This is a genomic window from Roseateles oligotrophus, assembly GCF_014204525.1.
GTDB lineage: Bacteria > Pseudomonadota > Gammaproteobacteria > Burkholderiales > Burkholderiaceae_C > Paucibacter_A > Paucibacter_A oligotrophus_A.
In genome coordinates this window covers 1-13730 of the sequence record NZ_JACHLP010000013.1, presented here as the reverse complement: position 1 = coordinate 13730, position 13730 = coordinate 1, and the positions used below count along the sequence as shown (strand labels likewise).

11 protein-coding genes are annotated in these 13730 nt (G+C 70.1%); 3 read left to right on the top strand and 8 right to left on the bottom strand.

Features of this window, described 5'->3' with window-relative positions; translation table 11 throughout:
• Positions 1 to 27: 27 nt before the first annotated feature.
• From HNP55_RS22570 to HNP55_RS22560, 3 genes are all read right to left on the bottom strand, one after another.
• A complete protein-coding gene (locus tag HNP55_RS22570) occupies positions 28 to 1755 on the bottom strand; it encodes a hypothetical protein (protein ID WP_184304455.1) in 1728 nt (575 codons plus the stop codon).
• A 91-nt stretch (positions 1756 to 1846) separates the two neighbouring features.
• Positions 1847 to 2503 carry a hypothetical protein gene (locus HNP55_RS22565; protein WP_184304453.1) on the bottom strand — a complete coding sequence of 219 codons (657 nt, stop codon included), beginning with the start codon at positions 2501 to 2503 and terminating at the stop codon, positions 1847 to 1849.
• Positions 2500 to 3147 carry an RNA polymerase sigma factor gene (locus tag HNP55_RS22560; RefSeq protein WP_184304451.1) on the bottom strand — a complete coding sequence of 216 codons (648 nt, stop codon included), beginning with the start codon at positions 3145 to 3147 and terminating at the stop codon, positions 2500 to 2502. Before HNP55_RS22560 ends, HNP55_RS22565 begins: the two co-directional genes overlap by 4 nt.
• A gap of 127 nt (positions 3148 to 3274) precedes the next feature.
• Here HNP55_RS22560 and HNP55_RS22555 point away from each other — a divergent pair, with 127 nt between their 5' ends.
• Together HNP55_RS22555 and HNP55_RS22550 are read left to right on the top strand one after the other, a co-directional pair.
• Positions 3275 to 6229: a CHAT domain-containing tetratricopeptide repeat protein gene (locus HNP55_RS22555; RefSeq protein ID WP_184304449.1), complete on the top strand. Its 2955-nt coding sequence runs from the start codon at positions 3275 to 3277 to the stop codon at positions 6227 to 6229.
• Positions 6226 to 7182, top strand: coding sequence for a caspase domain-containing protein (locus HNP55_RS22550; protein ID WP_184304447.1), 957 nt, complete (start codon positions 6226 to 6228; stop codon positions 7180 to 7182). The genes HNP55_RS22555 and HNP55_RS22550 overlap by 4 nt, the downstream gene beginning before the upstream one ends.
• A 7-nt stretch (positions 7183 to 7189) precedes the next feature.
• On the opposite strand, the gene HNP55_RS22545 is transcribed toward HNP55_RS22550, so the two are convergent.
• The 4 genes from HNP55_RS22545 to HNP55_RS22530 all read right to left on the bottom strand — a co-directional run bounded on the left by HNP55_RS22545 (position 7190) and on the right by HNP55_RS22530 (position 12276).
• The gene (locus HNP55_RS22545) at positions 7190 to 8356 is read right to left on the bottom strand and encodes a sensor domain-containing diguanylate cyclase (protein WP_184304445.1); all 1167 of its coding nucleotides are present in this window, start codon (positions 8354 to 8356) and stop codon (positions 7190 to 7192) included.
• A 121-nt stretch (positions 8357 to 8477) separates the two neighbouring features.
• Positions 8478 to 9362 carry a 3-hydroxyisobutyrate dehydrogenase gene (mmsB, locus tag HNP55_RS22540; protein WP_184304443.1) on the bottom strand — a complete coding sequence of 295 codons (885 nt, stop codon included), beginning with the start codon at positions 9360 to 9362 and terminating at the stop codon, positions 8478 to 8480.
• Between the two features lie 163 nt (positions 9363 to 9525).
• Positions 9526 to 11025: a CoA-acylating methylmalonate-semialdehyde dehydrogenase gene (locus tag HNP55_RS22535; protein WP_184304441.1), complete on the bottom strand. Its 1500-nt coding sequence runs from the start codon at positions 11023 to 11025 to the stop codon at positions 9526 to 9528.
• Positions 11026 to 11031: 6 nt separating this feature from the next.
• The gene (locus HNP55_RS22530) at positions 11032 to 12276 is read right to left on the bottom strand and encodes an ABC transporter substrate-binding protein (protein ID WP_184304439.1); all 1245 of its coding nucleotides are present in this window, start codon (positions 12274 to 12276) and stop codon (positions 11032 to 11034) included.
• Positions 12277 to 12408: 132 nt separating this feature from the next.
• Here HNP55_RS22530 and HNP55_RS22525 point away from each other — a divergent pair, with 132 nt between their 5' ends.
• Complete coding sequence (locus tag HNP55_RS22525) at positions 12409 to 13302, top strand: LysR family transcriptional regulator (protein WP_184304579.1); 894 nt, start codon at positions 12409 to 12411, stop codon at positions 13300 to 13302.
• Here HNP55_RS22525 and HNP55_RS22520 read toward each other — a convergent pair.
• On the bottom strand, positions 13275 to 13730 hold a 456-nt coding region (locus HNP55_RS22520; RefSeq protein WP_184304437.1), incomplete at its 5' end, for a branched-chain amino acid ABC transporter permease. The genes HNP55_RS22525 and HNP55_RS22520 overlap by 28 nt on opposite strands.

Here is a 13730-nt window from a genome sequence, read left to right as displayed (position 1 = left end):
TTGTCGCTGGCCCCGCCCGCGAGCTTGTCAGGGCTTTTGCAAGGCCAGGATGAGCGAGGCCTGGTTGGCGTCGCCGCTGCCCATCACATACAGCAGACCCTTCACCTCCAGCAGCACGCCTTCGGTCCAGCTCTTGCCGCCGCTCTGGCCGGCCGGCCGGTAGACCAGGCCGGGCAGGGGCTTGTTGGCGAACAGCAGCACGCCTTCCGTCGTGCCGAAGCTGCCGGCCGCGGCATCGGCGGTGCTGAAGCGGGTCTCAAACGCGCCCAGGGCCTGGGCCACAAACACGTCCGGGGCGGGCAGGGCGGCATAACCATTGGATTCCCAGGCCTTGTAGCTGCTGCCCACGGCCGGCAGGGCCAGGGGTTTGGCCCGGCTCAGCAGCGTCATGCCGCCGCCATTGGGCTTGCCCCAGGCCAGCATCTGCGTCCCGTCGCTGCTGCGGAAGGCATAACCCAGGGCGCCGCCGGGTAGCTGCAGCTGGCCCTTGGCGTTCAGGCTGATCTGCCCCTGGTTTTTGCGCGCCGGATCGCTGCAATCGGCGACGCCGCCGGTCTGCGTGCAGCCCTGGGCGACGAAGCCGCCGTCGGCCGCCAGCGTGACACTGGCCAGCCCTAAGCGCGGCAATTGGGTCGAGGAGGGCTGATCCCAGTCCACCAGCGTCCAGGCGCCGGCCAGATCGGCGAGTGCCAAGGTCTGCTTGGGGAAGAACAGGGCGGTGCCGCGGTCCCCCTGGGCGTCGGCCTCGGTCACGCCCAGGCCCACGGCTTGCGCGCCGAAGGCGATCTCGACCTGCTTGCGGCCCTGGCCATCCAGGCCGGCGAAGCGGCAGGCCTCGGCCGTGGCGACGAGTTTGAGCGTGCTCTGGGCGTCGCTGGCCTCCATGCGGGCGAGGTCGAGCTGCATTTCCTGCACTTCGCCGCGGCGGCTGACCATGGCATAGCTGCCGCTGCGCAGCGTGGGGCAGTCGGCCAGCGGTGGCGCTGTGAGGGCGGCGCTGACGGCGGCGGCCGCCGCCTCGGCCGAGCCGCTGCTGAGCAGGGTGTTGGCGAGTGCGGCCAGCGTGGTCTTGCCCCGGGCCAGGGCGGCCATCAAGGTGTCGAGCTTCTGGTCGGTGGCGTCACCGGGCGTGCCGGCCGCGGTAGCGGCCTTGAAAGCGCTGCTGATGGGGTCGATGCCGTCCAGGTTGAGCACCGGTTTGAGCGCGGCCGCCACCGCGCTCTTGGCCTGGGCGATCTGGGCCGCCGTCGGGCTGTTGGCGGCGTTGTAGCCGGCGTACAGCTCGGCCGGCGTGCTGGCGCTGCCGGCCAGCTTGGCCAGCACCAGCTCGGTCAGGGGGCTGATATTGGCGGTCGTGACAAGGCCCTCGGCCGCGCTGCCCGTGCCCTCGGCCAGGGAGTGCAGGACGCGGCTGCCATCGCTGCTGCTCAGGCGCAGCGCGCAGGGTAGGGCCGCGCCGTCCATCTTGAGGCTGTAGCTGCCGTCGCTGGCGGTCGTGGTGCTGCCCGCGCCCACGCTGCATTTGGCCTCCAGTTTGGCGCCGGCCAGGGCCAGGCCAACGGCGGCCGTGCCGCCGAGGCTGACGCCCTTGAAGGCCGGAGCGGGTGCTGGCGCGGGCGCGGGTGCCGGGGTCTGGCCGGCCCCGCCATCGCCGCCGCAAGCCGTCAGCAGCAGGCCTGTGGCCAGGCTGAGGGCGATCAGTGGGAGGGCAGGCGAGGGGCAGGGAGTCGCAGGAGCTGAGTAAGGCGTAGGCATGGCTTGGGCTTTCTGGGGTCAATGACGTTGGTGAAGAGCGTCTTGCCGCGCATTTGTCAGGCCCCCGGGCGCAAACCCGGGAAATCCCCTATCACCGAGCGCTTGCCGAAGCCGCGGCAGCGCTGCCGGGCAGCGGCGTCAGCAGCAGCCAGAGCCGGCCCTTTCTGGGCGCTTGCACGCCGCGCTGTGCCAGGCCTTGCCGCAGCGCGGGCGCTTGCGCGTCGTCTGGCGGCAGCTGGGCTTGCAGCTCCAGGCGCCCGCCGCCCAGCGCCGTGATGCGCAGCGGGATCTGCTGGCGCTGCAGCAAGGCTTGCAGATCCTCGCTCCAGGCCTGTGGATTCTGGACTTGCAGCGTCTGCGCCGCTGCGTCGCCACGCATGCGGCCGGCCTCGTCCTGGGCATCGCCGTGCAGTGCTGGCTCGGGCCCGCCGGGCCAGAGCAGCAGGGCCGCCAGGCCGGCCAGGGCCAGGCCGGAGCCCGCCGCGCCAAGCCGCCAGCCGAAGAAGGGCCGCCGGGCCGGGCGGTCACCGGCCAGGGCCCCGTTGGCGCGCAAGCGCTGCAGCAAGGCCTGGTCGAGCTGGGCGTCGCGACGCTGCTCGGCCTCGTCCGGCGGCGCCTGCTGCAAGAGCTCGCGCAGCAGCCGGCCGGCGCGGGCGCTGGCCTGGCCCGCGCCGGCCGCGCGCGCGCTCAGCGCGTCCCAGCAAGCCTGCGGGTCCAGGCCCGGGTCTGGCTTGTGCTCGTTCTTCATGGCTTCACTCCTTGGGCCTGGCCCCGTTTCAGGCTTTGTTGCTGGGCCTCGCTCAGGCAGGGCTTCAAGGCCTCCAGCAGGGCGGCGCAGCACTGGCTCATGTACTGGCGCGTGGCGCCGTAGCTGCGCCCGATCAGCTCGGCAATCTCGGCGGCCTCATGGCCCAGGGCGATCAGGGTGATGCAGGCATGGCGCTCCTGAGACTGCTGCTTGAAGTGCGCCAGCTGGCCCTGCAGGCACAGGCGCAGCAAGGGGTCGGACAGGCCCTCGTCGGGCCATTGCTCCAGCAGGTTCAGGGCCTCGGCGACCTCGGCCTCCGGGCCGGGCGGGGTGTTCACAAACAGCTGCCGCTCGCGCTGGCGCTGCTGCCAATGTGCGCCCAGCTCGTGCCGGGCAATCTGCATCAGCCAGCTGTGGAAGGCCGCCGCCGAGCGCAGGGCATGGGCGCCGGTGACGGCCTTGAACAGGATCTCGCTGATCAAGTCATCGACATCGCCGGCCGCCACGCCGGCGGTGCGCAGCCAGGCGCGCAGCAAGGGCCGGTAATGCTGCAGCAGGCCCAGCGTGGCGCGCTCGGCGGCGGAGCCACCGAGCCGCAGGGCCTGGAGGAAGGCGGGGGCGTCGAACAAGGGTCGGGCAGGCATATCAAGCGCGTTCATCCGCAGGGAAGAGCGGGGTGCGCGCGCATTGTCAGGCCAAGCCGCGCCCGTGCGCTGATCGCCCGTGGCAAGATGCCTGCCGGCGATCTTGGACTGACAACAATGGAATCCCATGAGAAAAACAATCTTGTCGGCCCTGCTGGGTCTTGCGGCCGTCCATGCCTGGGGCGGTGCCATGGCGGTGCAGGACTCGGCCAGCGACTCTCCGGCGCTGCTCGAGGTCAATGCCTTGCTGGACGAGGGCCGGCCCGATGCCGCGCTGCAGCGCCTGGAGCCGGCCCTGAGCGAGGCGCGCCGGCAATGGGGTGAGCGCGACCCCCGCAGCCTGGAGCTGCTCAGCCTGATGGGCACCACCCTGAGCGAGCTGGGCCGTTACGCCGACAGCCTGGCACTGCGCCAGCAGCTGTTGCCGCTGCGCCGCGAGCTGCATGGCGAGGAGGATCAGCGCACGCTGACGGATATGAGCAATCTAAGCGTCGCCCTGCTCTACAACGCCCGCTTCCGTGAGGCCAAGCAACTGGGGCAGCAAGCCCTGGCCCTGCAGGAGCGGGTGCTGGGCCCCCAGCATGAGCTGACCCTGATGACGCTGCAAAACCTGGCCGCCTGCCTGAGCCGCCTGGCCGAGTGGGATGCTGCGGGCCGCCTGTTCGAGCGCGCCATGCAGGCCCAGCAGCAAAGCCTGGGCCTGCGGCATGCGGACACGCTGACCATGATGGCCAATTACGGCACGGCCCTGGCGGAGACCGGGCGGCTGGACGAGGCCTTGAGCCTGGCCCAGCAGACCCTGGCGCTGCGCCGGGAAACGCTGGGCGAGGGCCATTCCGACACCGCCATGTCCGTCCACAACTACGGCGCCATCCTGATGCGCCTGGGTCGTTTTGAAGAAGCCCGGCAGGCCTATGCCGCCGCGGTGCTTGCGGTCACGGCCGCCCTGGGCCCCGAGCACGCCCTGACGCTGCGCCTGCGCAGCGGCCTGGCCTACAGCCTGCTGGCCCTGGGCCAGGCCGAGCAGGCGCAGGCGGGTTTGCAGCAAGACCTGGCCTTGTTTGAGCGCAGCGGCACGGCCGAGCAGGCCTATGGCTTGCGGGCGCGCCAGCTGCTGGGCGCGGCGCAAGGCCAGCTGGGCCAGTGGCCGGCGGCGCGGGCGACGCTGCAGCAAGCCGTGCAGGGTTTTGAGCAGCTGGGCGTACGCGGCGGCGGCGATGTGGTGGCCGCCCGCTATGGCCTGGCCCAGGCCCAGGCCGCCCTGGGCGAGCGCCCCGCCGCCGTGCAGACCTTGCAAGCCCTGGTCGAGAGCCTGGAGCAGCAGCGCGGCGAGGTGGCCGAGATGTCGGCCGCCCAGCGCCGCGAATGGCTGCAGCTGCATGCCACCGTCTACCACCGCCTGATGGACCTGCTGCTGGCGCAGGGGCGGCCGCAGCAGGCTTTTGAGCTGATGGAGCTGAGCAAGGCCCGCGTGCTGCTGGAGCAGATGGCGCAGGGCCAGGCCGCCGCCCAGGCCGGCCTGCCCACGGAAGACGCCCAAGGCCTGCGCCAGCTGCAGCAAGACCTGGCCCTGGCCGAGGCGGCGCGGGCCCGGGCGCAGAACCCGCCGGCCCGCCAGGCGGCCCAGGCACAGGCGCAGCAGCACAGCCGCGAGCTGCGCCAGCTGCAAAGCCGGCTGGCGGCCCAGCATCCGGCCTATGCCTTGCTGTCCCGGCCGCCGCAGGCCCAGGCCGCCGAGGCGGCCGGCCTGCTGAGGCCGGGGGAGGTGTTCCTTAGTTTTCTGCTGGATGCCGAGCAGCGTGTGCGGGCCTTCACCCTCGACTCAGCCGCGCGCCTGCGTTGGCACGATCTGGGCCCCCAGCCCCGGCTGGCCGAACAGGTGGCGCTGTACCGCAGCCTGCTGGCCGGGGAGGGCGGCAGCCAGCGCCTGCTGCGCTGGCAGGAGGCCGGGCAATGGCGCTGGCGCCGCCCCGGCGCCGCGCAGCCCTGCGGCGAGGCCGGGCCCAGCCAGGCCGCTGCGCAAGTGCCGATGTTGTTGCTGCCCCCGGCGCCCGCGGCCGAGGCGGACTGCCAGCCCGCCGGGGCCACCTCGGTCGGCGCGCCGCAGGCCGTGCAGGCCCTGGGCCAGCAACTGGCCCAGGCCTTGCTGCAGCCTCTGCAGGCCAGCCTGCCCGCCGGCACCCGCCTGCTGATCGCCCCCGACGGCCCGCTCTGGCTGCTGCCCTGGGACAGCCTGCCCTGGCGGGGCAGGCCGCTGGGCCAAAGCCTGGCGACCCAGCAGGTGCACAGCTTCGCGGCCCTGAAGATGGTGCGGCAAAGGCAGGCGCAGCGCCTGGGCGAGCAGGCCGCCGAGCGGCAATTGCTGGCTTTTGGCGACCCCAGCTACCCGCAGTCGGACGAGGCCCAGGCGGCGGATGGTGCCCAGCGCTCGCGCTCCGGCCTGCTGCGCTCGGCCCGCAATCTGCAGGAGGCCGGCCAGGCCCTGGCCCGCTCGGCCTGGCCGCGCCTGCCGTTTGCGCGCTACGAGATGGAGCAGGTGGCGGCCCTGTTCCCGCCCGCCCAGGTGCTGCAGATCAGCGCGGACGGCGCCACCGAGACGCGCTTGCGCCAGCTCTCGGACAGCGGCGAGCTGGCGCGCTTTCGCTACCTGCTGTTCAGCGCCCATGGCTACTTCGACCCCGAGCAGCCCGAGTTCTCCAGCCTGGTGCTCAAGCCCGATGGTGAGGACGTGCTGCACGACGGCTTTGTCTCCGTGGCCGAATGGCTGCCGCTGCGCCTGGCCAGCGAGCTGGTCGTGCTGTCGGCCTGCGACACGGCGCGCGGGCGGGTCGTCAACGGCGAGGGCCTGGTCGGCATGTCTTACGCCCTCTTCGTGGCCGGCAACGGCAATACCCTGGCCACGCTGTGGCCGGTGGCCGACCGCGAGACCGCCCTCTTCGTCACCCGCTTTTTCAAACATCTGCGCCAGGGCCTGAGCCAGGCGCAGGCCCTGGCCCTGAGCAAGCGCGAGTTCATGCGCCACGGCCAGGCCAGGCTGCGCGACCCGCGGGTCTGGGCGGCTTTTGTGCTGCACGGGGCATGAGGCGCTGGTGCGGCGCTGTGGGCCTGAGCCTGCTGGCCGGCACGGCCCTGGCGGCCAACCATGCCTTGCTGGTGGGGGTCAGCGCCTACCCCCATCTGCCGGGCAAAAGCCTGGAAGGCCCGGCCAATGATGTGGCGCTGATGGCGCGCTCGCTGGCCGAACTGGGCTTCGAGGCCGGCCAGGTGCGGGTCTTGTCCGAGGCCTCGGGCGAGCCGCCGACCCGGGCCGCCATCGTCCAGAACCTGGCCCGCCTGGCCGGCCAGGCGCGGGCGGGCGACTGGGTGCTGGTCTATCTGTCCGGCCATGGCGCGCAAGTGCCGCAGCCGCAGCAGGCCTGGCGCAAGAGCGGCGGCCGGCGCGAGGCCGACGGCCTGCAAGAGGTCTTTCTGCCGCGCGACACCTGGCGCTGGAGCGCCGAGCAGCAGGCCGTGCAAGGCGCCCTGCCGGACCGCGAGATCGGCCAGGCCCTGCAGCGCATACGCAGCCGCGGCGCCCATGTCTGGGCGGTGCTGGACACCTGCCATGCGGCGGATCTGCTGCGCCGGCCTGGCCACGCCGAGACCTGGCGTTATGCCTCGCCGCTGGAACTGCAGATCCCGCTGCCTCTGTGGCTGGCCCGCTGGCAGGAGGGGCTGCAGCGCGGCGGCTTGCAGCGGCCGCCGCCGGCCGAGCGGCACCCGTCCGCCGGTGTGGAGGGGCAGTTCGTGGGCTTTTTCGCCGCCCAGGAGGACGAGGGCGCGCTGGAGGAGTTGCTGCCCGCCCCGGACGGCGGGCCCAGGCAGCGCTACGGCCTCTTCACCTACCGGCTGGCGCTGGCCTTGCGGGGCTGGCAGGGCAGCTTTCTGGACCTGGCCGAGGCCTTACGCGCGAGCTACCGGGAGCGGCCCTTTCCCCACCCCCAGTTCGTCGGGGCCTTGAGCAGCCGCCCTGGCTTTGGCCTCGCGGCAAGATAGGCCGCGTTTACGAGGTGCTTGCGGGGCGGTCGGCAGCGACCACCCGGTTGCGGCCCAGCTCCTTGGCCTGGTAGAGCGCCTGGTCGGCCGCGGCCACCAGGCGTTCGGCCACGGCCGAGGCTTCCATGCCGGCCGTGTCGCTCGGCAGCATGGCCAGGCCCAGGGAGGCGGTGACGCTCAGGGTGGCGGCGGCGGCCGGGGTCTCGCTGCCGCTGCCGTCCGGCAGGGGCGCGGCGGCGACGAAGCGCTGCTGGGCCACGCTGGCGCGTATGCGCTCGGCGATCTCGCGGGCGAACTCGGCCGAGGTCTGCGGCAGCAGCACGACGAACTCCTCGCCGCCGTAGCGGGCAATCGTGTCGCCGGCGCGCAGCTGGCCCTGGATCAGATGGCCGATGCCGCGCAGCACCTCGTCGCCGGTGGCATGGCCGAAGCGGTCGTTGATGCTCTTGAACTTGTCCACATCGAGGAATAAGCAGGCCAGGGGGTGGCGGTAGCGCCGCGCCTGGGCGATCTCGATCAGGCAGCGGTGCTCGAAATAGCGGCGGTTGTGCACGCCGGTCAGGGTGTCGGTCAGGCCGAGCCGCTTGAGGCGTTCCTGGTTGAAGGCGCTTTCCAGGCAGACGGCCACGATATTGGCCAGGCGCTCCAGCAGATGGGTGCCCGCGCCGGCCTCATAACGCGCCGCATCGACGCTGCCGAAATGCAGGCCACCGATCAGCTGGCCGTGGCGGGCCAGGGGCAGCAAGGCCATGGACCGAATGTCTGGGGCGGCCGCCGGCGCGAACAGCTGCGCATGCAGCCCGGCGTCGAAAGCGCCCAGCCGCGGTTTGCGCGTGCCGCAGTAGGCGGCCTCCAGCAGCCTGGCGCCGCTGTGGGCCGGGTAGAGGCGCAGGCCCGGCAGCGCGTCCAGGCTGCCGGTCTCGGTCTGCAGCATGCGGTCGACCTCGCCGGCCGGGTCGAGCAGGAGCAGGGCCACATGGTCGATGGCAAAGGCCTGCTTGTAGGCCCTCAGCAGCAGGCTCACCAGGCCCTGCAGGGAGTGCGCGGCGATCAGCTGATGCTCCAGGCGCTCGAAGCGCTGCATCTTGTCTTCGTTGAGCCTGGCCTCGTGCAACAGGCTTTGCAACTGCTGTTTGAGGGCTTGGTTTTCTGCGGCCAGAAGTTCGCTATTCATGCGGATTGGCATTCATGGGCTGCTGGTGGTGCCGCCAGCTTAGCCCAGAACGCTGCGCGCTCAGCGCCCGCTTTGCACCGGGGACGGGCGGGCGTTGGGGCGCCGCCACCCCGCTGTACTTTCAATGCTCCGGGTAGGCGAAGGCGCAGGAGAAATCCAGCCCGCCATGGCCTTGCTCGCTGAGGCGCTGATACTGCTGGCGGGCCAGTTCGCCCAGCGGTGTGGCGGCGGCATGGCTGTGCGCGGCCTCCACGGCCAGGCCCAGGTCCTTGAGCATCAGGTCCACGCCGAAGCCGCCCTGGTAGCCGCGCGAGGCCGGCGCTTGGGGCATCACGCCGGGGCAGGGGTTGTAGAGCTCCAGCGCCCAGTTGCGGCCCGAGCTTTTGCTCATGATTTGCGACAGCGCCGCCGGGTCCATGCCGTTGGCAATGCCCAGCCGCAAGGCCTCCGAGGTGCCCAGCATCAGGATGCCTAACAGCATATTGTTGCAGACCTTGGCCGTCTGGCCGCAGCCGCTGGCGCCGGCGTGGAAGATATTGCTGCCCATCTTTTCCAGCCAGGGGCGGGCGCGCTCCAAGGCCGCCGCCTCGCCGCCGACCATAAAGGTCAGGCTGCTGGCCTGGGCACCGGCCGTGCCGCCGGAGACGGGGGCGTCGATCATGGCCAGGCCGCGCTCGGCCGCAGCCTGTGCGACTCGGATGGCCGAGGCCGGGGCGATGGTGGAGCAATCGATCAAAAGCGCCCCCGCTTTCGCATGGGCGAGGATGCCGCCGTCGGCTTCCAGATAAGCACCCTCCACATGGCGCGAGGCCGGCAGCATGGTGATGACGACATCGGCCCCGGTCACCGCATCGGCGATGCCGGCGGCGCGGCGCGCGCCGGCGGCCTGGGCCTGGGCCAGCGGGGCCTCGGCGAGGTCGTAGCAGCTCAGGGCCAGGCCGGCCTTGAGCAGATTCAAGGCCATGGGCAGGCCCATATGGCCCAGGCCGATGAAGGCGGTGTTCATGGGTAGCTCCTTCTCACCAGAAACAAATTTCCGAAATGCAACCACAGAGGCACAGAGGCACTGAGAAATGCAAGCCAGAAAGCCGATTCACCTCTGTGTCTCCGTGACTCTGTGGTTGCATTTTTTTCCACGAACGCCGGGCACCGCCAGGGGCCTGGGATGCTCACAAAGCGATGGTGGTGTTGACCCGGCTGCTGCCCTGGCCGGGCTCGTACCAGCGGGCGGTGACGGTCTTGCTCTGGGTCCAGAAGCTCAGGGCCTGCTTGCCGTTAGGCCCCAGGTCGCCGAGCTTGGAGGCGCGCGAGCCGGTGAAGCTGAAATAGGCCACCGGCACCGGGATGGGCACATTGATGCCGACCTGGCCCACATCGATCTCGTTCTGGTATTTGCGCGCCGCCCAGCCGCTGGCCGTGAAGATGGACGTGCCGTTGCCATTCGGGTTGGCGTTGATGAAGGCGATGGCCTCGTCCAGGCTGTCCACGCCGATGACGCAGAGCACGGGGCCGAAGATCTCTTCGTCATACACCGCCATGCCGGGCTTCACTTCCGAAAAAATCGTCGGGCCTATGAAATTGCCGCGTTCAAAGCCGGGCACGACACAGTCGCGGCCGTCCAGCAGCAGGCGGGCGCCCTGGGCCTCGCCGCTGTCGATCAGGCGGCGCACCCGCTCCAGGGCGCGTGGGTTGACCAGGGGGCCGACATCGACCTGGCGGTCCGTGCCGGGGCCGACCTTCATGGCCTTGGACTTGGCGACGATCTCGGGCAGCCAGCTCTGCGCCTCGCCCACCAGCAGCAAGACCGAGTTGGCCATGCAGCGCTGGCCGGCCGCGCCGAAGGCCGAGCCGATCAGGTGGTTGATGGCCTGCTCCTTGTTCGCGTCGGGCAGGACCACGCAGTGGTTCTTGGCCCCCATCATGGCCTGCACCCGTTTGCCGGCCGCGCTGGCGCGGCGGTAGATATGGGTGCCGACCTGGGTGGAGCCGATGAAGGACAGGGCCTTGATGTCGGGGTGGTCGCACAGCGCGTCGGCCACCTCGGGCCCACCGTGAATGATGTTGAGCACGCCCGGCGGCAGGCCGGCTTGTTGGGCCAGCTCGGCCAGCAGCAGGGTCGAGCTGGGGTCTTGCTCCGAGGGCTTGAGCACAAAACAGTTGCCGGTGGCCAGGGCCAGCGGGAACATGAAGCAGGGCAGCATGACGGGGAAGTTGAAGGCGGTGATGCCGGCGCCCACGCCCAGGGGCTGCAGCAGGTTGTAGACCTCGACGCCGCTGGCGGCGTTCTCGGCGATCTCGCCCAGCTGCAGCGTCGGGATGGCGCAGGCATGCTCGATCACCTCCAGCCCGCGCGCCACCTCGCCCTCGGCATCGGGCAGGGTCTTGCCATGCTCGCGGGTGATCAGCTCGGCCAGCTGCGGCGTGTGCTCGCGCACCAGCTGCTGCAGCCTCAGCATGATGCGCATGCGGCTGCCCAGCGAGCTATTGCGCCAGCTGCTGAAGGCTTGTTTGGCGCTGGCCACGGCCAGCTCCACCTCGGCCGCCGTGGCCATGGGCACGCGGGCCAGGACTTCTTGCGTGGCGGGGTTGATCACATCGCGCCACTGCGTGCTGGCGGAGGCATAGGGCTTGCCATCGATCAGATGGCTCAGGCGGGTGATTTCAGTCATGGTGTCTTACTTCTTGCTGATCAGTTCGCAGCTGGATTGCTCCAGCGGCTTGAAGGCGCTGGCGGCGGGGATGGTGCTGACCAGCTTGTAATAGTCCCAGGCCGCCTTGGACTCGGCCGGCTTCTTGACCTGGAAGAGATACATATCGTGGATGACCCGGCCGTCCGGCCGGATGCTGGCATTGCGCATCACCGCGTCCTCGATGGGCAGCTCGCGCATCTTCTTGGCCACCAGGGTCGAGTCGTCGCTGCCCAGGGCCGCCACCGACTTCAGGTAATGCAGCACGCTGGAGTAGACCCCCGCCTGCACCATGGTGGGCTTGGCGCCGCCCTTGTGCAGCTTGGCGAAGCGGGCGGCAAAGCCGCGCGTGGCCTCGTCCATATCCCAGTAGAAGCCATCGGTGAAGCTCAGGCCCTGCGCCGTCTCCAGGCCCAGGGCATGGACATCGGTCAGGAAGACCAGCAGGGCGGCGATCTGCTGATCCTTGCCACCCACACCGAACTCGCGTGCCGCCTTGATGGCATTGACCGTGTCCTGCGCCCCATTGGCCAGGCCTATGACCTGGGCCTTGGAGCTTTGCGCCTGCAGCAAAAAGGAGGAGAAATCGCTGGCGCCCAGCGGGTGCCTGACGCTGCCCAGCACCTTGCCGCCGTTGGCGCGCACGATCTCGCCGGTGTCCTTCTCCAGCGAATGGCCGAAGGCATAGTCCACGGTCAGGAAGTACCAGTTCTTCATGCCGTTCTTGGTCAGCGTGGCCGCCGCGCCATTGGCCATGGCATAGGTGTCGAACATCCAGTGGAAGCCGTTGGCCGCGCAATCCTCATTGGTCAGGCGGGTGGTGGCCGGGCCGCTGTAGAGGGCGATGCCGCCTTTTTCCTTGATCAGCTTTTGGACGGCCAGGGCGCCGGCCGAGTTGGTCAGGTCGGCCAGGGCATCGACCTTGTCGCGGTCCAGCCATTCGCGCGCCTTGCCGGAGGCGATGTCGGGCTTGTTCTGGTGGTCGGCCGAGAGCAGTTCGATCTTCATGCCCTTGCAAGGCCCGCGCAGGCAGTCGTCCACCGCCATCTGCGCCGCCACCACCGAGCCCGGCCCGCCCATGCCCGAGTAGGCGCCCGACATATCGGTGAGGATGCCGATCTTGACGACGCCGTCAGAAATCTGGCCGGGCGCGGCGAGTGCCGGCAGGGGGCTGAGCAGGGCCAGCGCGCAGGCCGCGGCGCTCGCCTTCAAATTCAAATACCTGGGTGCCATGTCCTTGTCTCCGATCTTGTTTGCGCCGGCCTGAATGTAGGCCTGCGGCTATGCAAGGCGAAGCGAGGAAAATGCGCAACAGGCTTGCGTTTTTGCAAGATCCTGGAGAACCCGGAGGGCCTGGTTGTGAAGATGAATTGGGACAATCTGCGCGTCTTTCTGGCCGTGGCCCGCCAGGGCTCGGCCATGGAGGCGGCGGTCACGCTGGACCTGGATCAATCCACCATCACCCGCCGTCTCAAGCAGTTGGAGCAGGACATAGGCACCCAGCTGTTCGATCGCAGCCCGCAAGGCCACCGGCTCACCGCCATGGGCCAGCGCCTGCTGGAGTCGGTGCAGCGCATCGAGGACACGCTGGCGCTGGCAGACGCCGATATCGGCGGCGACAGCCATGCCTTGCACGGCCATGTGCGCCTCGGCGCCACCGAGGGTTTTGGCAGTTACTTCCTGGCCCCGCAGCTGGCCGATTTTTGCGAGCGCCACCCGGCCATCAGCGTGGACCTGCTGGCCGTGCCGCGCTTCGTCAACCTGTCCAAGCGCGAGGCCGATCTGGCCATCAGCATCGAGCGCCCGCGCCAGGGTGCTTATGTGGCCTGCAAGCTGACCGACTACCGCCTGGCCCTTTACGCCACCCCGGCCTACCTGGCCCGGCACGCGCCGATCCGGCAGCTGGCCGACTTGCAGCAGCACCGCCTGATTGCTTATGTGGATGAACTGGCCTTCAGCGCCGAGCTGCGCTATCTGGCCAAGCTGGCACCCGCGGCGGCCACGCCCTTGCGCAGCACCAGCATCGTGGCCCAGCTGCACGCCGCCCGCCGCGGCCATGGCCTGGCCGTGCTGCCCTGCTTCATGGCCAGCGGCTGCGCCGACTTGCAGCCTGTGTTGGCGGGCCAGGCCTCCATCCTGCGCAGCTTCTGGCTCTACGCGCCCAAGGAACAGCGCGATATCGCGCGGGTCAACGCCTTGTGGAAGTTCTTGCGCGAGGTGGTGGGGGAGAGTCAGGGCTTGTTGATGGGGAGCTTGTAGGTCGGCTTAGCGCAGCGTAAGCCGACGCTCTTTCCTAACGCCCACCCCCCCCGCCTCTCCCACAAGGCCAGCGCCTCCCCCACCACCCCGCGCCGAAACGCCAGCACGCAGACGATGAAGATCAGCCCGGTGACCAGGCTGACCGATTCGCCCAGGCCGTTGAACCACTGCACGCCCGTGGCGTCGGCCAGGGCCTTGCCCAGGTCGCCGATCTTGTTCTCCAGCGCGATGATGATGAGGGCGCCCACCATGGGCCCGACCAGGGTGCCCATGCCGCCCACCAGGGTCATCAGGATGACCAGGCCCGAGGTGGTCCACAAGGCATCGGTCAGCGTGGCAAAGCCCAGCACCAAGGTCTTGGTGGCACCGGCCAGGCCAGCCAGCGCGGCCGAGAGCACAAAGGCCAAGAGCTTGAACTTGTCCACGTC